Source organism: Microbulbifer thermotolerans, from assembly GCF_900112305.1.
GTDB classification, from domain to species: domain Bacteria; phylum Pseudomonadota; class Gammaproteobacteria; order Pseudomonadales; family Cellvibrionaceae; genus Microbulbifer; species Microbulbifer thermotolerans.
The window spans coordinates 208,758-227,004 of the sequence record NZ_FOKT01000005.1 but is presented as its reverse complement, the minus strand read 5'-3'; the positions used below and the strand labels follow the sequence as shown (position 1 = coordinate 227,004).

The window sequence follows — 18,247 nt, the reverse complement described above, 5'->3', positions numbered from 1 at the left end:
CGGGGCTGGCGCCCGATAGGATGCAATATCCCTGTCACAGGCATACAATTCCCCCCTTACCCATCAGTTGCAATTGATACGTTTGATGTTCAACGAAATCCCACGCACAAGGCCGCAGACACCGTTGCTCGACAGCATCGATGACCCGGCACAACTGCGCGCCCTGGACGAGCGGCAGCTGCCGGAGCTGGCCAATCAGCTGCGAGAATATCTGCTGTACTGCGTCGGCCAGACCGGCGGCCACTTCGGCGCCGGCCTGGGCGTGGTGGAGCTGACGATCGCTCTACACTACATCTACAACACACCGGAAGACCGGCTGGTTTGGGATGTCGGCCACCAGACGTATCCACACAAAATTCTCACCGGCCGCCGCGAACAGATGTTGACCATGCGCCAGAAAGGTGGCCTTTCCGGCTTTCCCAAGCGCGCGGAAAGCCCCTATGACACCTTCGGTGTAGGGCACTCCAGCACCTCTATCAGCGCGGCTCTGGGGATGGCGCTGGCCTCCTCCGAAGAGCGCAGGGTGGCGGCGATCATCGGCGATGGCGCCATGACCGCGGGTTTGGCCTTCGAAGCGTTGAACCACGCGGCCCACACCGGCAAAAACATGCTGGTAGTGCTGAATGACAACCGCATGTCCATTTCCAAAAACGTCGGCGGCCTCGCCACCTACTTCGCCAAGATTCTCGCCAGCAAAACGTACCTCAGCATGCGCGAGGGCAGCCGCCGCATACTTTCCGCCATTCCCAAGGCCTGGCAGTTGGCACGGCGCACCGAAGAACACGTCAAGGGTATGATCACGCCCGGCACCCTGTTTGAGGAGCTGGGATTCAACTATGTCGGCCCACTGGATGGCCACAACCTGCACGACCTGGTACACACACTGCGCAACCTGCGCAACCAGCGCGGGCCACAGCTGTTGCACGTGGTCACCACCAAGGGCAAGGGATTCGGTCCGGCCGAGGAAGACCCGGTGGGCTACCACGCGCTGAATAAGCTGGAACCGGAGCCCAAGGTGCAAGTGGCCATGCCGGCGGAGAAAAAAACGCCCAAATATCAGGATGTCTTCGGCTGCTGGCTATGCGATATGGCGGAGAGAGACGAAAAGCTGATCGGTATCACCCCGGCCATGTGTGAAGGCTCCGGCATGGTGACCTTCGCCGAACGCTTCCCGGAGCGTTTCCACGACGTGGCCATCGCCGAACAACACGCAGTGACCCTGGCGGCGGGCCTCGCCTGCGAGGGCGCCAAGCCGGTGGTAGCCATCTACTCCACCTTTCTGCAGCGGGGCTACGACCAGCTGGTGCACGATGTAGCCATCCAGAACCTGGACGTCACCTTCGCCATCGACCGCGCCGGGCTGGTGGGCGAAGACGGCCCCACCCATGCCGGCAGCTTCGACCTCACTTATATGCGCTGCCTGCCGAATGTGGCGATCGCCGCCCCCAGCGACGAAAACGAATGCCGCCAGCTGCTCTATACCGCCTACCGGCACAAGGGCCCTGCAGCGGTGCGCTACCCCCGGGGCACCGGGCCCGGTGCAGAAATCCGCAAGGAAATGACCGAACTGCCCCTCGGCAAGGGCCGCCTGATGCGTAAGGGCACCGGGGTGGCCATTCTGAATTTCGGCACTTTGCTGGCGCCCGCCATGGCAGCGGCGGAAAATCTCAATGCCACTGTCGCCGACATGCGCTGGGTCAAGCCCCTGGACGAGCGTTTGATCGACGAACTCGCAGCTGAGCACCAACTGCTGGTCACTATCGAGGAAAACACCATCGCCGGTGGCGCCGGCAGCGCGGTTATGGAATATCTCAACAGAGTCGGCACTCTGATCCCAATGCTGCAGCTCGGCCTGCCCGACAGAATCATCGAACACGGCAAACACAAGGTGCTACTTGCGGAATTGGGTCTGGACGCCACGGGCATAGAACGGCAGATTCGCCAGCGGCTGGAAAACCAAAGCCCCGATTACAAAATCCAAAATCTACTGTAACCACTGCAAGCGCCGGATGGCCATCCGGCAGCCCCGGATAACAACTCGCTCCTCGGACTTCATATTGGCGCAGGGGAAACCATGTCCAAATTTACCAAATTTCTACTGTTTACCGTCGCACTGCTGAACGCCGCCGGCGCCGCGGCAATGGATGAAAAGGCCTTCGACAACGCCTTCCGGGCACTGCCAGACGAACCCGCCAGCAAGCGTCTGCAAGCACTGCAGGACCTGCGCTACCGCTGGTTGATGGAAAGCTTTCCCGCACGGGCCACCTACCAGGGTTATCCCGGTGTCAATGATCGCTGGACAGACGCCTCCGAGGCGGGTATCCAGCGGCGACAGGAGCAAACTCGCCGTATGCTCGCTGCCGTCCGGCATATCCACAGTGAGCAACTGAGCGCGGATCAGCAACTGGATTACCAGCTGCTCTACCAGGACCTGCTAAACGAAGTAAAGGGTTTTCAATTTCCGGAACACCTGCTCCCCATCAACCACATGAGTGGCATACAGCGCAGTGTACCCGGAGTGCTGAACGCCATGCCCAGGCGTACCGCGGACGACTACGAAATAATTCTTACCAGACTGGAAAAACTACCGACTCTGGTTCAGCAAACTCAGGCGCTGATGCGCGAGGGGCTGAAACAAAAAATCACTCCGCCACAGATCACCCTGCGTGATCTTCCAGCGCAAATTCGCGCCCTGATGCCGGAGGACCCGCAACAAAGCCCGCTGCTCAGCGCATTCAGCGAAATGCCCCAGAGCATACCCGCAAGCCGCCAGCGCCGGTTGCGGGAGCGCGCCTACGCCCTCTATAACAAAGCACTGGTACCGGCCTGGCGCAACCTGGCGGAATTCGTGGAGCGCGAATACATCCCCAGTGCCCGGGTCAATACCGCCTTTACCAGCCTGCCGGACGGCCTGCGCTGGTATGCGTACAAAGTGCGTACAAGCACGACCACTGCTCTCAGCCCAGAGGAAATCCACCGCATCGGCCTGAATGAGGTGCGGCGCATTCGCGCCGAAATGGAGAAGATAATTAAAAAGACGGGCTTCGAAGGGGATTTTCGCGAATTCACCGAATTCCTGCGTACCGATCCGCAATTCTTCTATACCGACAAAGAAGCATTGATACGCGGCTACCGGGATATCGCCAAGCGCATCGACGGCGAATTGCCCAAGTTGTTTGGCATGCTGCCGCGGCTGCCCTACGGTGTAAAACCCATCCCCGCCTATGCGGAAAAAGTCCAGACTACCGCCTACTACCAGCCGGGTTCACCCGAAGCCGGCCGCGCCGGTATCTTCTTTGCCAACACCTATAAACTGGACAGCCGCCCGAAGTGGGAAATGGAGGCACTGACAGTACACGAAGCCGTACCGGGCCATCACCTGCAGATAGCCCTGGCGCAGGAACAAAAGGATATACACCCGCTGCGCCGCACCCAGTTTTACACCGCCTTTGTCGAGGGCTGGGGCCTCTATTCTGAAAGCCTCGGCCACGACCTGGGGCTCTACCAGGATCCCTACAGCGAATTCGGCGCCCTGACCTACGACATGTGGCGCGCGGTGCGCCTGGTGGTGGATACCGGCATGCACCAGCTGGGCTGGAGCCGGGAAGAGGCCATCGAATACTTTATGGAAAACAGCGCCAAACCACTGCACGACGTAACGGTGGAAATCGACCGCTACCTGGTTTGGCCCGGGCAAGCATTGGCCTACAAACTGGGGCAACTGAAAATCCGGGAACTACGCGCCAACGCCGAACAACAGCTGGGCGACAACTTTGATATTCGCGCCTTCCACGACCAACTACTGAGCACTGGTGCCCTGCCGCTGAATGTGCTGGAAACCAGGATGAACGACTGGATAAAAGCGCAAAGTAGCAACTCTGTCAGCACCCGGGCCAAGCCCACACCGGCGGGACAAGCCACGTCAAGCTGAACCCAGCCAATCCCGTATCGCGCCTGCAGTACCCCCGATAAAAGAAAAGCCGGCTTTTAGCCGGCCTTTATATCCGATTGAAACGAGTGCATCACCTTTCTCGACCCGCAACAATCTGATGGTTTGAGTATAGCCGCTGTGTGAAGTTCCACCGCGTTTTTTACTCGCGATCAAGAATGCGCCTCCCGGTTTGCCGTGCTGTGACACATTTATAAAATTTTTGTGACGCGCAACCCGCTTTTCACCTCCTCCCCTTTTCACCGCACTCCACCTCCCCGGGGGTGGGATGCCACTCCCCTTTCCCCTGGGATTCAATAGACAAAGGGAGATATTTTCGACTCCCATCATTAAATAAAAATAACCCGGACCAAACCTATGCGATCGATAAAACTCTTTATCGGGGTGCCTCCACTGGTGCGCCTCCTGCTCAGCAGTTTGCTCTGTACCATTTGCCTACCGGCACAGTCATCCGATACCCCTGAGCCCTCAGCGGTCAATATTCCCGGTACCATCCAAGGCCAACTCGGTTGTCCCGGAGACTGGCAGCCGGAATGTGCCGCCAGCATGCTCGGCTACGACGCCAGTGACGACAAATGGCAGGGCAGCTTCTTTATTCCCGCCGGCAATTGGGAATACAAAGCGGCACTGAACGGTAGCTGGAATGAAAACTACGGCCTGGGCGGCTGGCGCGATGGCGCCAATATCCCGCTGCATCTGGGTGCAGGGAGAGAGGTCAAATTTATCTACGACCACGAGACCCACTGGATCACAGACAACGTCAACAGCACCATCGCCACTGTGGCGGGCAATTTTCAGTCCCAGCTAGGCTGCCCCGGAGACTGGCAGCCGGACTGTCTGCGGAGCTGGATGCAGGACCTCGATGGCGACGGCATCTATACCTTTGTCACCGACAAAATTGCCGCAGGAGACTACGAATTTAAAGTAGCTTTAGATGAAAGCTGGAGCGAAAGCTACGGCAATCAGGGAAATAACCTCGCATTCACTGTAAGCGAGGACAATGACGAAATCTACTTCGCCTTCGACAGTGCGACAAAACAGGTGAGCGTGAGTACCAACGGTATTCCCCGCGGCGACTTGAGCCTGGACAAGGCCCATTGGGTCTCGGCGGATACCTTCGCCTGGAACATTTCCCCGCGGGACGGCGACACCGTCAAGTTGCACTTCAGCACAGATGCCAAGCTGAAACTGGGTACCGACGGCGTCAGCGGCGACGGTGAGATAACCCTGCAAACAAGCAGCCTCTCCGATGCCGTGCGGCAAAAATTCCCCCACCTATCCGGCTACACCGCACTGCAGCTGCCCGCTGGAAGCCCACCGATCAGCGACTTAGTAACAAAGCAACTGGCGGTGGCAATTTACGACAGCGAAGGTCAAGTCCGAGACGCCACCGGTGTGCAGCTGGCGGGCGCCCTCGACGACCGCTTCGCCTACGACGGCGACCTCGGTGCCATCGTCGGCCATACATCCATCGCCTTCAAACTCTGGGCGCCCACCGCACGCTCAGTAAAACTGCACCTGTTCCGCGACGCGGCTGGCAACACCGCCGATATGATTGTGCCAATGGTCTTCGACCAGGGCACTGGAGTATGGACCGCGGACATAGATAAGCAATGGGATCGTAAGTTCTATCTCTACGAAGTAGAGGTCTATTCCTATTTCAGTCGCAGTATTGAGACCAATCTGGTCACCGACCCCTATTCCCTGAGCCTGTCCATCAACAGCGGCAAAAGCCAGATCGTCAACCTGGATGACCGCGACTTAAAACCTCGCGGGTGGGACCGGCTGCGCAAGCCGCGCCTGGAGAAAGCGGAAGATATTTCCGTCTACGAATTGCATGTGCGCGACTTCAGCATCGAAGATAAAACCGTACCGGAAGAGGCACGGGGTACCTTTAAGGCGTTTACCAAGTACAACAGTGATGGTATGCGCCATCTAGCTGGGCTGGCCCGCGCCGGACTGACCCATGTGCACCTGTTGCCCGCTTTCGATTTCGCCACGGTAAACGAAGATCGCAGCCAGCAAGCGCAAACCCCGGACCTTTCCGTCTATGCTCCGGACAGCGCAGAGCAGCAGGCAGCGGTCAGTGCCGTACGGGACAGCGACGGTTTCAACTGGGGCTACGACCCGCTGCATTTCACCGTGCCCGAGGGCAGTTACAGCACCAACCCCGATGGTGTGGCACGTATCCGCGAATTCCGCGAAATGGTGCAGGGGCTTTCCCGTATCGGCCTGCGGGTGGTAATGGATGTGGTCTACAACCACACCAGCTCCTTTGGCCAATACGACAATTCCGTTCTCGATAAAATTGTTCCCGGCTACTACCACCGCCGCAACCTGGAAGGCGGTGTGGAAATGAGCAGCTGCTGCGCCAACACCGCCAGCGAACACGCGATGATGGAAAAGCTAATGCTGGATTCCATGCTCACCTGGGCAAAAGCCTACAAGGTGGACGGTTTCCGCTTCGACCTGATGGGCCATCACAGCCGCGACAATATCCTCAAGGCACAGGCATTCCTGCAATCCCTGACACTCAAAGAGGACGGTGTCGATGGCAGCAGCATCTACCTCTACGGTGAAGGCTGGAATTTCGGTGAAGTGGCGAACGATGCCCGTTTTGTACAGGCTCGCCAAAGCAATATGGCTGGCACCGGCGTAGGCACCTTTAACGACCGGCTGCGCGATGCGGTGCGCGGCGGTAACCCGTTCGGCGGCTATGAAGAACAGGGTTTCGGCAACGGCCTCTATACCGATTCCAACGGAAAATTCGCCGGCGGCGACGAACGCGCCACACTGCTGACCCTGGCGGACAAGGTGCGTATTTCACTGGCCGGTAACCTGGCCGATTACCCGCTGATCGATGCCAGCGGCAATGCGATTACCGGCAGCCAGTTGATCTACAACGGCCAGCCCACCGGCTACACTGCCGACCCGCAGGAATCAATCAACTATATTGCCGCCCACGACAATGAAACCCTGTTCGACGGGATTCAGATCAAGGCCAACAGCACCGCTTCGTTGGAAGAGCGGGTGCGCATGCAGGCGTTTAGCAACTCACTGGTACTCTTCGCCCAGGGCGTTCCGTTTATCCACGCCGGGCAGGAATTCCTGCGCTCCAAATCCATGGACAGGGACAGCTACAACTCCGGCGACTGGTTCAATGCACTGGACTTCAGTTTAGAAACCAGCAAATGGGGAGCGGGCCTGCCCATCGCCGAAAAAAATCAGGACAACTGGCAAATCATGCAGCCACTGTTGGCCAATCCAAACCTTTCACCGCGGAAAATACACCGACTGTGGAGCACAGCCCTCTTCCGAGAACAGCTGGCAATACGCAACAGCTCACCGCTGTTCCGCCTGCCGACGGCCGAAGCGGTAGAAAAGCACCTGAGTTTTCTCAACACAGGGCCAGAACAGGTTCCCGGGCTGATCGCCATGCAACTCAGAGACAGGAAAGGCGAAGTAGACCGCCGCTATGCGCGAATACTGGTACTGTTTAACGGCGACGACGAAACCGTGCAATTCAGCAAAGACAGCCTGCGCGGCCTGAACCTGAAATTGCACCCGTTGCAGAAATTCTCGGTGGATCGACGCCTGCGCACAGTGGATTTCGACCGAGACAGCGGTACCTTCACCCTGCCTGGGCGCAGCACTGTCGTGTTTGTGGAGAAGCGTCACGGCCCGCGGAAACACGTATGGTGGTGGGATTAATCCGCGACTGATCCCGCCGCTAGGGCGAATCCTCCGAGGCCGTTTTTACACGCCCCCGGGGGCTTCGCCCCATCAATCACGAGAGGTGATTGGCGAATTACTCCTGCTCTTCGCCATTATCGTCGAACAGGTGCCCCAGCTTGCCCTTTTTAGTGGACAGATATTTAACATTGTGCGGATTGCGACCACTCTGATGGGGCAGGCGCTCTACAACCTCTATACCCAGATCCTGCAAGGCCTTTACCTTGCGCGGGTTGTTGGTCATCAGGCGTACAGACTGAATCCCCAAATGCTCGCACATGGCCTTCAAAATCGAGTAATCGCGCATATCGGCGCCAAAACCCAGCTGTTCGTTGGCTTCCACGGTGTCGGCACCACAGTCCTGTAGGTGATAGGCGCGGATCTTGTTCAAAAGACCGATGCCGCGCCCCTCCTGGCGCAGATAAAAGATGGCGCCGCGGCCCTCCATCGCGATCCGGTGCATAGCGTGCTGCAACTGCGCACCGCAGTCACAGCGCAGGGAGAAAAGCGCGTCTCCCGTCAGGCATTCTGAATGGATGCGAGCCAGCAGCGCCTCGCCTGTTCCTATATCTCCCATAGTGAGCACCACGTGCTCTTTGCCTGCCTCTACATCTTCAAAGCCATGCATTTCAAACATGCCCCAGGAGGTGGGCAGTTTGGATGACTCCACATAGCGAATGGTCAAATTCGTACCTCTCAATATCGAATGGCGTCGCTTCCGGTTCACGGGTTCCGGTGCGCTAGCGCCGTGGTACGGCCCACATTTTCAGTTGCGGGCCCGCAGTATCAGGACGCCGCCCTGCTGCTCCATATCCACCCGGCTCAGAAAACTGTTGCCGAGCAGGGTTATGCGGGGGAAGTCGTCCGCGTGTACCGTGGCGTCCACATTGGTCAGCGCAATACCGCCGATAGTGACACTGTCCAGGCGCAGCTTGTAAGCGCGGACCATACCATTAGCGGTCGCCACCTGTACCGGACGCGCCCGCTCCAGATTCAATCCCAGGCGGCGCGCGGTGGGGTAGTTGAGCGAGATATTGGTGGCGCCGGTATCCACCAGAACCGGCACACTGCGACCGTTAATCCAGGCGCTGGTGTTGTAGTGGCCGCGACTGTCCGGCATCAAACGCACCTCAGCCCGCCGAGTTTCCGCGTAGCTGCTGGCCACAGGCGCATCCAGGGTCAGCTTCTGCTCTCGCCCGTCAATTTTCACGCGCGCATAGCGGGTATTCGCCTCGATCAACTGCACACCTTCCGGGGATTTCTGCCCGGATTTCAACAATCGCTGATGTCCGTCGATTTCCAGCATGGCGCTAGTGCCAAACAGTCCTTTCAGTTGTACCTGCTGAGCAAATGCGACCTCAGGCGAAAGCAGGCACAGCCAGACAAGCATAAGACGCATGGGCGCTTCCCTATCCGATCACCAGGGCGGTCAATTGCAGCAATAACGCTGCAAAGATGCCCGCCAGTATATCGTCCAGCATAATTCCGACACCACCGTGTACGCGGCGGTCAATCCAGCGGATGGGCGGCGGTTTGACGATGTCGAACAGGCGAAAGAGCGCGAATCCATACAGCGCCCATGCCCAGCCTGCGGGGGCCATAAACATGGTCAGCCAGTAGCCCACCATCTCATCCCAGACGATGCCCCCGTGGTCATGTACACCGAGCTTTTCCGATGCGGCGCCGCACAGGTAGCAACCAAGCAAGGCGGCGGCGGTGACCAGCACCAGATACCAGGCGGGGGACAGCCCGGCGAGCAGCCACCAGAAGGGAATGGCCGCAAGGGTTCCAAAAGTACCCGGCGCTCTGGGCGCCAGTCCGGAGCCGAAGCCAAAAGCCAGCAACATTACCGGGTCGCGCAACAGCTGGCGGAAACTGGTTTTTTTCATAGTCCGATCAAAAGTGTTGATAGCCGCATGCCTGGGGAATCCAGCGCTCACCGTCCCGCCAGGCCCGGACTTCGCCCGCACCTTCGACAATGCGACCGATCCGCGTCACATCCAGACCGAGCAGTTCCAGCTGCGGAATATTTTCCGGCGGTACGGTAAAACACAACTGATAGTCGTCTCCACCGCCCGCGGCCAACGCCGCAGCGCCCTCGCCTGCCAGCTGCTGCGCCAGCGGCGCCACCGGCAGGGCTTGCATATCGATATCCGCACTCACGCCGCTGGCGGCGCAAATATGCCCGAGATCGGCGAGCAGACCGTCGGAGATATCCAGCGCGCTGCTGGCCAGACCACCGATGGACTCGGAGAGGGACAATTGCGGCTCGGGAAAATAGAAGACGTGCTCAGCCTCCCGCCGAGTGCTTTCAGCGGCCGGCTGCTGCCCCAATATGACCGGAAGAGCCGCCGCCGCGGCCCCCAGGGAGCCACTCACGTAAACTGCGTCGCCCGCCGATGCGCCGTCCCGGCGCAGGGGGCACTCGCTGATACCGGTGACCTGAATCGTGATCGACAGCGGACCGCGGGTGGTATCGCCACCCACCAGAGAGATCCCATAGCGCGCCGCGGTCTCCAGCAGGCCACGGGAGAAAGCCCGCAGCCAATCGACATCGCTGTGGGGCAGCGTCAGTGCCAGGGTAAACCAGAGTGGCCGCGCGTTCATTGCCGCCAGATCACTGAGGTTGACCCGCAGTGCACGGGCGGCAACGGCAACAGGGTCCGCGCCGGCAGGAAAATGCCTGTCCGCAACCAGGGTGTCCACCGAGGTGGCGAGCACCCCCTCCGCCGGCGGCCGCAGCAGGGCGCAGTCATCGCCGATGCCCAGTACGACGCCCTCGCTGTTTTTTTTTGCCCCGGCAAAAAAATCGCGAATGATGTCAAATTCGCCAGAAGCGGCCGGCATGTCTCTTTGCGCCTCAGGCCTTTTTATCCGCGGCTACTTCGGCCGCGCGCAGGTCCGCAGCGGTCTTGTCCAGAATGCCGTTGATAAATTTGTAGGCGTCGGTGGGACCGAACTTTTTCGCCAACGCGATCGCTTCATTGATCACCACCTTGTAGGGCACATCGACGCGATGCAGCAACTCATAGGTGGACATGCGCAGCAGTGCCCGGGAAACCGGATCCAGCTCATCGACGCTGCGATCCAAATGGGGAGCGAAAGCGCCCTCCACCCGATCGAGATTTTTCGCGACACCGTGCAGCAGATCGCGAAAGTAAGGCACGTCTGCCTTGCTCATATCGTTATCGGCGTGAAACTCAGCCTCGATGGTATTCAGGCTGGCGCCGGCCATGTGCCACTGATAAAGGGCCTGCATGGCATAATGGCGCGCCTTGCGGCGCGCGGATGCAGTTACAGTCATGGTTCAATCAATCTTTTATTGGCTTCCCCGGCCAGGGCCCGCGAGGAAGTGAAGCGGCAATTGGGACTAGTCTGACAGGTCTTAGAAAAACCCCTGACTAATGCACACGGACGCTGTCGTTGATTCCAGAGCACTCATTTGACGCCGAAGAATCTACACCGCCGTGAAGCGGATTAATCAGAAATTCCTTAGATCTTGCCCAGCAGGGAGACCATTTCCAACGCAGTTTCCGCCGCTTCGCAGCCTTTGTTGCCAGCCTTGGTACCGGCGCGTTCAATTGCCTGCTCGATACTGTCTACGGTCAGCACGCCAAAAGTCACCGGAATACCGCTGTTCAGGGATACCTGGGCCAGACCTTTGGTGCACTCACCGGCGACATATTCGAAATGCGGTGTGCCGCCGCGAATCACCGCACCCAGCGCGATAATGGCATCGAACTTACCGCTTCCGGCCAGCTTTTGCGCGGCCAGCGGAAACTCAAAGGCCCCCGGCGCGTAGTAGACGGTGATGTCCTCATCCTTGATTCCCTTGCGGCGCAGTGTATCCAAAGCGCCTTCCTTCAGGCTCTCCACCACAAAACTGTTCCAGCGGCTTACCAGCAGCGCGTATTTGCCCTGACAGTTGGTGAAATCGCCTTCGATAACCTTGATATTGCTCATAATTGTTTTCCATTGTCCCCGCAGACGGGTTCTGGTGTTCTTCGGTCCGGCCGGCGCTTCAGTCCCGAGCGCCGTCGTCCGCGTTCAGATACTCTTCCACTTCCAGATCAAAACCGGAAATGGCACTGAATTTAAACGGGGCGCTCATCAGGCGCATTTTGCGCACCTTCAAATCGCGCAGTATCTGCGAACCGGTTCCAACCTGCTTGTAAACCAGATCCTGACTGGGACGCTGTTGTTTACCGCTGATCAGCCAGTCGATGCTCTCCTCGATTTCCTCGGTGGTTTCGTTGTGGCAGATCAGTACCGCCACTCCCTTGCCCTCTGCGGCGATGCGCTGCATCGCGCGGCGGAAGGTCCAGGGAGTGAACTTTTCGTCGCCTCGGCGGATACCGAGCACATCCCGCAATGTATTGCCCACATGCACCCGCACCAGAGTCGGTTCTTCCGGCGTCGGCTCCCCTTTGACAAACGCGAAGTGGCGTTCGCGACGGGCCTTATCCAGATAAGTGCGCAGCTTGAATTCGCCGAACTCGGTCTGCACCGAACGCTCGTTGATGCACTCTACGGTCTTTTCGTTCAAGGCGCGATAATTAATCAGGTCGGCGATAGTACCAATCTTGAGGTTGTGGGTCTGGGCAAATTTTTCCAGATCCGGGCGGCGCGCCATGGTGCCGTCTTCATTCATGACCTCACAGATAACTGCGGCCGCCTCGAAACCCGCCAGGCGCGCCAGGTCGCAGCCCGCTTCAGTGTGACCGGCCCGGCTCAGTACGCCACCGGGCTGGGCCATAATCGGGAAAATATGACCGGGCTGAACCAAGTCTGAGGGTTTGGCATTGCGCGCGACCGCAGCGCGAATGGTACGCGCGCGGTCAGCGGCGGATATACCAGTGGTGACGCCTTCGGCGGCCTCAATGGACACGGTGAAGTTGGTATTGAACTGAGCGCCGTTTTCCCGCGACATCAGCGGCAGATCCAGCTGCTCGCAGCGCTCCCTGCTCATGGGCAAACAGATGAGACCGCGGGCGTGGGTGGCCATAAAGTTGATGTCCTCCGCGCGCACCTGCTCGGCGGCCATCACCAAGTCGCCCTCGTTTTCCCGATCCTCGTCATCCATCAGGATCACCATTTTGCCCTGACGGATATCGTCGATCAGTTCTTCAACGGTATTGAGTTCCATAAAGCTCTCTAACTCTTTGGTTGGCGACCTCAATTTGAGGCCGGGGCGCCCGGTAGTGCAGAAGCATCCGATCGATCGGCGCCGGCGAACAGGCTGTTGAATACCAACAGCCCACTAAGCCCTGTAAAAGCCGTGCCTGGCCAGAAATTCCATCGTCAATCCACCGCTTTCCGGTTCGGCAGCCCTGTCGCCGAGCAGCAGCCGCTCCAGGTAGCGGGCAATCAGATCCACCTCCAAATTGACGCGGGTGCCGGCCCGGTAAACGTCCATCACCGTCTCTTGAAGCGTGTGCGGCACTATGGTCAATTCAAACTCAGCGCCATCTACCGCGTTAACAGTGAGGCTGGTGCCGTCGACGGTGATGGAGCCCTTGTGAGCGATGTATTTGGCCAGGTTGTCCGGGGCCCGCAGACGAAAGCGCTCGGCGCGGGCTTCGGATTTGCGCCAAACCACTTCGCCGATGCCGTCCACATGGCCGCTGACAATGTGACCACCGAGCCGGGTCTGCGGGGTCAGAGCCTTTTCGAGGTTGACCTTATCACCGATCTTCCAGTCACCGACGGTGGCCACTTTGAGGGTTTCGGCGGAGACATCGGCCCAATAGCCATCACCGGGGAGGTCCACCACCGTCAGACAAACACCGTTGGTGGCGATACTGTCCCCCAGCTGCACGTCGGACAAATCGAGCTTGCCGGTCTTGACCCGCAAACGCAGGTCGCCGCCCTTTGGCTGCAGTTCAGAAATTTCACCTACAGCTTCGATAATACCGGTAAACATCTCCGCTCCATCATATAAGAGCCTTTAACGCTCTATGTCAGTTGTGGCCGTGATGCGCCAGTCGTGCCCGACCGCACGCATATCAGTAATGGTAACCGGCAACACCGAACCCATCCGCGCGATGGGTAGTTCGAACAGCGGCCTGGCCGTGCTGCCGAGCAGCTTCGGCGCCATATAGACAATCAGCTCATCTACATGGCCTCGGTAGAGGAATTCACCTGAAAGGGTAGCGCCGCTCTCCACCAGTATCTCGTTGCACTGGCGCCGCGCCAACTCCTTGAGCAGCGCCGACAGGTCCACACGCCCCTTTCCATCCGCCGGCAGTACCAACACCTCGGCGCCCGCCTGTTCCAGCCGGTCGCGGCGCGATATGTCCGCGCCTGCGGTTGTGGCCACCAATGTGGGGGCGTCGCCCTGCAATATAAAGGCTTTGGGCGGGGTGCGCAGTTTACTGTCAACAATAACTCGCAGCGGCTGCACTTCCGCCGCTTGCTCCGCGGCCAGCAGTTCCAGGGCCATTTCGTCGGCGCGCACATTCAGGTTGGGATTGTCAAAACGCACGGTTTCCACGCCGGTGACTATCGCGCAGCTGCGCGCGCGCAGCCGCTGTACATCGGCGCGGGCGGCGGGTCCGGTAACCCACTTGGATTCACCGCTGGCCATGGCAGTGCGACCGTCCAGGCTCATCGCCGACTTACAACGCACAAACGGCAGGCCCAAAGTCATACGCTTGATAAACCCGGGGTTGAGCGCACGACACTGCTCCTCCAGCAGTGGGCCCTCCACCTCGATACCCGCGTCCTTGAGCTTTTGCAGCCCCCGACCGCTGACCGCGGGGTTGGGGTCCTGCATGCCGTAAACCACTCTGGCCACACCACTCTGGATCAATGCGTCAGCACAGGGGCCGGTGCGGCCAGTATGGCTGCAGGGCTCCAAGGTCACATAGACAGTCGCACCGCGGGCGCCATCCCCGGCAACACTGAGTGCTTCAATCTCCGCGTGTGGCAAACCGGCGCGCTGGTGCCAGCCTTCAGCGACGATATTGCCTTCGCTGTCGGCAATCACGCAGCCGACACGGGGGTTGGGCATAGTGGTGTAGAGGCCCCGCTCCGCCAGCTGAATCGCCCGCGCCATCAGTTCCCGTGGGGTCATTTTTTCTCCGTGTGCCTGCTGGTGAGCCGCTCGATTTCCTCACTGAATTCGCTGACATCCTCGAAACGGCGGTAAACCGAGGCGAAGCGGACATAGGCGACCTGGTCCAGCTCGCGCAGCTGTTCCATCACCAGTTCACCGATGACCCGCGCCGGCAGTTCTCGCTCTCCGGTTGCCCGCAGGGCGTGTTTGATTTGTGAAACCGCGGACTCCACGCGCTCGGTGCTCACTGGCCGCTTCTCCACCGCGCGCTGTATGCCCGCGCGCAGCTTGTCTTCATTGAAGGGCTCGCGATGGCCGTTCTGCTTGACTACCCGCGGCAATAAGAGCTCCGCGGTCTCAAAGGTAGTGAAGCGCTCGCGGCACTGTAGGCACTCGCGCCGGCGGCGCACCTGGTCACCGTCAGCCACCAAGCGGGAATCGACAACCTTGGTTTCTTCTGCGCTGCAGAATGGACAGTGCATGAGGGATTGTCTCTAGGGGATTGAAAAACGGGCCGCAGTTTACCACAGACACTCCGGCCCTTGAGCGGTCCCGCCGCACTATGGCCCCATGATTCCCCTGTATCAGAGCAACCGCTGATCCATAGGGCAGGTCTAAATGGGATGAATGTTTCGACTGTACAGGGCACTCAGCAGCCGGGTGAGGCCCGTATTCAGCGATCTCAAAGTTTCCACCCACCTCCCGGGCTTCTCGCCCGGGGGAGGGCCCGCGGCCGCAGGACGGCTTGATCAGCCGCCGCAACGCTGTAGGTTTTCAGCCTTTGTAGACAGGGAAGCGCGCGCAGATATCCAGCACTTTTTGCTTCACCTCGGCGATGGTCGCCTCGGCGTCGCCTTTCTCCAGGGCATCCAGCACGTCGCAGATCCAATGCGTCAACTCCTGGGTTTCCTTGACACCGAAGCCACGGGTGGTAATCGCGGGCGTACCGACGCGCAGACCACTGGTGATAAATGGGGAGCGCGGATCGTTGGGGACCGCGTTTTTGTTCACGGTAATATTGGCCCGGCCCAGCGCTTCATCGGCATCTTTGCCCGTGTACTCTTTGCCAATCAGATCCACCAGCATCAGGTGATCGTCAGTACCGCCAGAGACAATGTTGATGCCGCGATCGAGGAAGGTCTCGGCCATGGCTCGGGCATTTTCCACCACTTTCTTCTGGTATTCCTTGTACTCCGGGCTCATGGCTTCCTTGAAGGACACGGCCTTGGCCGCGATCACATGCATCAGAGGGCCGCCCTGCCCCCCGGGGAATACCGCGCTGTTGAGCTTTTTCTCGATCTCTTCGTTGGCCTTGGCCAGAATGATACCGCCACGGGGACCGCGCAGGGTTTTGTGGGTAGTGGAGGTCACCACGTCCGCATGGGGAATCGGCGAGGGGTAGACACCCGCAGCCACCAGACCGGCAACATGGGCCATATCCACAAACAGGTAAGCGCCCACTTTGTCGGCGATCTCGCGGAAGCGGCCCCAATCCATAATGCGTGAATAAGCGGAGAAACCGGCAACGATCATCTTCGGCTTGTGCTCCAGAGCGAGGCGTTCCACCTCTTCATAATCCACCTCACCGGTCTCGGGGTTGAGGCCGTACTGCACCGCGTTGTATATCTTGCCGGAGAAGTTCACCCGTGCTCCGTGGGTCAGGTGGCCACCGTGGGCCAGGCTCATCCCCAATACGGTGTCCCCCGGCGCACACAGTGCCTGATAAACCGCGGCGTTTGCCTGGGAGCCGGAGTGCGGCTGCACGTTGGCATAGTCGGCGCCGAACAGCTGCTTGGCCCGCTCTATCGCCAGGGTTTCCACTTTATCGACATACTCACAACCGCCGTAGTAGCGCTTACCCGGGTAGCCTTCCGCGTACTTGTTGGTCAGGCTGCTGCCCTGGGCTGCCATCACCAGTGGGCTGGTGTAGTTCTCGGAGGCGATCAGCTCAATGTGCTCCTCCTGGCGGCGATCTTCCTCCTGAATGGCTTCCCAGATATCCGGGTCATAGGAGGCGAGTGTGACTGATGAATCAAACATGGTATTCCCTCGGTAATGCGGGCTGGATCAGACAGGGTGAAACTATCGAAGGCGCGCATTGTACACCAAGGAAATCGTTGGCGCGCACGTATAGCGGCGCGGCTTCGGGCCGCGCGCTGGGAAGGGTTTAGAAGTGCAGGGTCATGGTACCGGACCAGAAGGCAATATCTTCCTCAATCACTGTGTATTCAAGCTCGATATTGGTGTTGGGGCCGTAGTTGAAGCCGATGCCCGCCCCCAGGGAAACGCCGGTGTCGTCGCTGCTGGAGGCGCCCACGGAGACGTCCTCATACAGCACGCCCAGGCGGCCTTTAAAGTAAACATCGCCATAGGAGCGATAGGTGGCGTAGCCTGCCATGGTCTGAACGTCCACATCGACATCATTGGCAAAAACATCGGCCTGACCACTGATCAGCGAATTGGTGTACTCAAGCTCGAATCCCCATCCTGAGGGCAATATATAACCTCCACGCAATCCCAGATTTAATGGGCTGTCTGCGTTGGGCAGGTCTATATCCATGATCCCGCCAACAGCCCCCCAATAGCCCCCCTCGGCAAAAGCCGCGGAAGAAGATACCAGCGCTAATACAGCGACACCTTTTGCAATATTACGCATACAAATTCCCTAACTGGTTATTGATCAATTCACACGGTAAGGTGGGCACGGATTCTACTCACCTTGATTTCCACCTAACAGTTCCCCAATCACAGAAGCGCACACGGAGCCCCTGTGACCGCGATGGCAACGCATGGTTCCAAGGCCCGCCCCGTGTCCAAGCGCGCAGATTGCCGCCTGCCACCACGCAACCGTGCCGAGGCTTGATCCAGGTCAAGCCTCCCGCTGTCAGACAGACAACAATGGGGACACCGGTCAATCAATGGAGGCGGACATGAACACTATCTATCGGCAGCTGTGCCTGGATCATAAACACCTCCAGCAGCTCCTCGATACTTTTGAGTCCCTTCTCCACAGCCTGGACGACAGGGAGCGGGACCCGGCGACCCTGGGGCTGATTCTCGACGCTTTAGACTATATTTCCGTTTACCCGGACAAGTGGCACCACCCCGTTGAAGATGTGGTATTTCAGCAGCTATTGACCAAACCCATCCCCTGCCGGGAGGCGGTTATCGCCACATCACAGGAGCACCAACATATCGCCGCCTGCACGCGGCAAATGTCCAGCCTGTTCTACGCCATCGCCAATGATTCTGCCGTAGAGCGCAGCAAGCTAATCAGCACGGCCCTGGATTACCTGAATCTGCAGCGCGACCACATGCGATGGGAAAACGAGATTGTCTATCCCCTGATCGAACAATACCTCACCGAGGCTGACTGGCAGGAAATACACGCGAACCTGAAGCAAAACAGCAATCCGGTATTTCACGCCGGAATCAAAAAGACATACGACATGCTGCACCAGTATCTAACAACATCAGATCAACCCGCAGCCGCATTGACCTGACCCCGC

At 59.0% G+C, this 18,247-nt stretch carries 16 protein-coding genes; 4 read left to right on the top strand and 12 right to left on the bottom strand.

Translation table 11 applies throughout. The features are described from left to right. Positions 1-85 precede the first annotated feature (85 nt). The 3 genes from dxs to pulA all read left to right on the top strand — a co-directional run bounded on the left by dxs (position 86) and on the right by pulA (position 7,660). The gene (dxs, locus tag BM155_RS09720) at positions 86-1,993 is read left to right on the top strand and encodes a 1-deoxy-D-xylulose-5-phosphate synthase (RefSeq protein WP_067155200.1); all 1,908 of its coding nucleotides are present in this window, start codon (positions 86-88) and stop codon (positions 1,991-1,993) included. Positions 1,994-2,074: 81 nt separating this feature from the next. Beyond that, positions 2,075-3,931: a DUF885 domain-containing protein gene (locus tag BM155_RS09715; RefSeq protein WP_074902838.1), complete on the top strand. Its 1,857-nt coding sequence runs from the start codon at positions 2,075-2,077 to the stop codon at positions 3,929-3,931. Between the two features lie 375 nt (positions 3,932-4,306). Next, entirely contained in the window at positions 4,307-7,660 is a 3,354-nt protein-coding gene (pulA, locus tag BM155_RS09710; protein WP_074902836.1) for a pullulanase-type alpha-1,6-glucosidase, read from the top strand. A 97-nt stretch (positions 7,661-7,757) separates the two neighbouring features. Here the strand turns inward: pulA and ribA are convergent, their stop codons facing one another. The 12 genes from ribA to BM155_RS09650 all read right to left on the bottom strand — a co-directional run bounded on the left by ribA (position 7,758) and on the right by BM155_RS09650 (position 17,394). Next, the gene (gene ribA, locus BM155_RS09705) at positions 7,758-8,366 is read right to left on the bottom strand and encodes a GTP cyclohydrolase II (protein WP_067155241.1); all 609 of its coding nucleotides are present in this window, start codon (positions 8,364-8,366) and stop codon (positions 7,758-7,760) included. Positions 8,367-8,447: 81 nt separating this feature from the next. Beyond that, a complete protein-coding gene (locus BM155_RS09700) occupies positions 8,448-9,080 on the bottom strand; it encodes a retropepsin-like aspartic protease family protein (RefSeq protein WP_067155243.1) in 633 nt (210 codons plus the stop codon). A gap of 10 nt (positions 9,081-9,090) precedes the next feature. Further along, positions 9,091-9,570: a phosphatidylglycerophosphatase A family protein gene (locus BM155_RS09695; RefSeq protein WP_074902834.1), complete on the bottom strand. Its 480-nt coding sequence runs from the start codon at positions 9,568-9,570 to the stop codon at positions 9,091-9,093. 7 nt (positions 9,571-9,577) lie between these two features. Then, positions 9,578-10,528 (bottom strand): thiamine-phosphate kinase, encoded by a 951-nt coding sequence (thiL, locus tag BM155_RS09690; RefSeq protein WP_074902832.1) that lies wholly within the window; start codon positions 10,526-10,528, stop codon positions 9,578-9,580. Positions 10,529-10,541: 13 nt separating this feature from the next. Further along, complete coding sequence (gene nusB / locus BM155_RS09685; protein ID WP_067155254.1) at positions 10,542-10,985, bottom strand: transcription antitermination factor NusB; 444 nt, start codon at positions 10,983-10,985, stop codon at positions 10,542-10,544. A 188-nt stretch (positions 10,986-11,173) separates the two neighbouring features. Then, the gene (ribH, locus tag BM155_RS09680; protein WP_067155257.1) at positions 11,174-11,644 is read right to left on the bottom strand and encodes a 6,7-dimethyl-8-ribityllumazine synthase; all 471 of its coding nucleotides are present in this window, start codon (positions 11,642-11,644) and stop codon (positions 11,174-11,176) included. Positions 11,645-11,702: 58 nt separating this feature from the next. Next, positions 11,703-12,827: a bifunctional 3,4-dihydroxy-2-butanone-4-phosphate synthase/GTP cyclohydrolase II gene (ribBA, locus tag BM155_RS09675; protein ID WP_067155260.1), complete on the bottom strand. Its 1,125-nt coding sequence runs from the start codon at positions 12,825-12,827 to the stop codon at positions 11,703-11,705. 114 nt (positions 12,828-12,941) lie between these two features. Beyond that, positions 12,942-13,604 (bottom strand): riboflavin synthase, encoded by a 663-nt coding sequence (locus BM155_RS09670; protein WP_067155265.1) that lies wholly within the window; start codon positions 13,602-13,604, stop codon positions 12,942-12,944. 24 nt (positions 13,605-13,628) lie between these two features. Next, positions 13,629-14,756, bottom strand: a complete 1,128-nt coding sequence (gene ribD, locus BM155_RS09665; RefSeq protein ID WP_082817520.1) for a bifunctional diaminohydroxyphosphoribosylaminopyrimidine deaminase/5-amino-6-(5-phosphoribosylamino)uracil reductase RibD — start codon at positions 14,754-14,756, stop codon at positions 13,629-13,631. After that, entirely contained in the window at positions 14,753-15,220 is a 468-nt protein-coding gene (gene nrdR / locus BM155_RS09660) for a transcriptional regulator NrdR (RefSeq protein ID WP_067155268.1), read from the bottom strand. Before nrdR ends, ribD begins: the two co-directional genes overlap by 4 nt. A gap of 292 nt (positions 15,221-15,512) precedes the next feature. Beyond that, on the bottom strand, positions 15,513-16,778 hold the full coding sequence (gene glyA / locus BM155_RS09655; protein ID WP_067155271.1) for a serine hydroxymethyltransferase: 1,266 nt from the start codon (positions 16,776-16,778) through the stop codon (positions 15,513-15,515). A 127-nt stretch (positions 16,779-16,905) separates the two neighbouring features. Then, positions 16,906-17,394 carry an outer membrane beta-barrel protein gene (locus BM155_RS09650; RefSeq protein ID WP_067155275.1) on the bottom strand — a complete coding sequence of 163 codons (489 nt, stop codon included), beginning with the start codon at positions 17,392-17,394 and terminating at the stop codon, positions 16,906-16,908. Between the two features lie 274 nt (positions 17,395-17,668). Here BM155_RS09650 and BM155_RS09645 point away from each other — a divergent pair, with 274 nt between their 5' ends. Continuing rightward, positions 17,669-18,241, top strand: a complete 573-nt coding sequence (locus tag BM155_RS09645; protein WP_074903006.1) for a hemerythrin domain-containing protein — start codon at positions 17,669-17,671, stop codon at positions 18,239-18,241. The last annotated feature ends 6 nt before the right edge of the window (positions 18,242-18,247 follow it).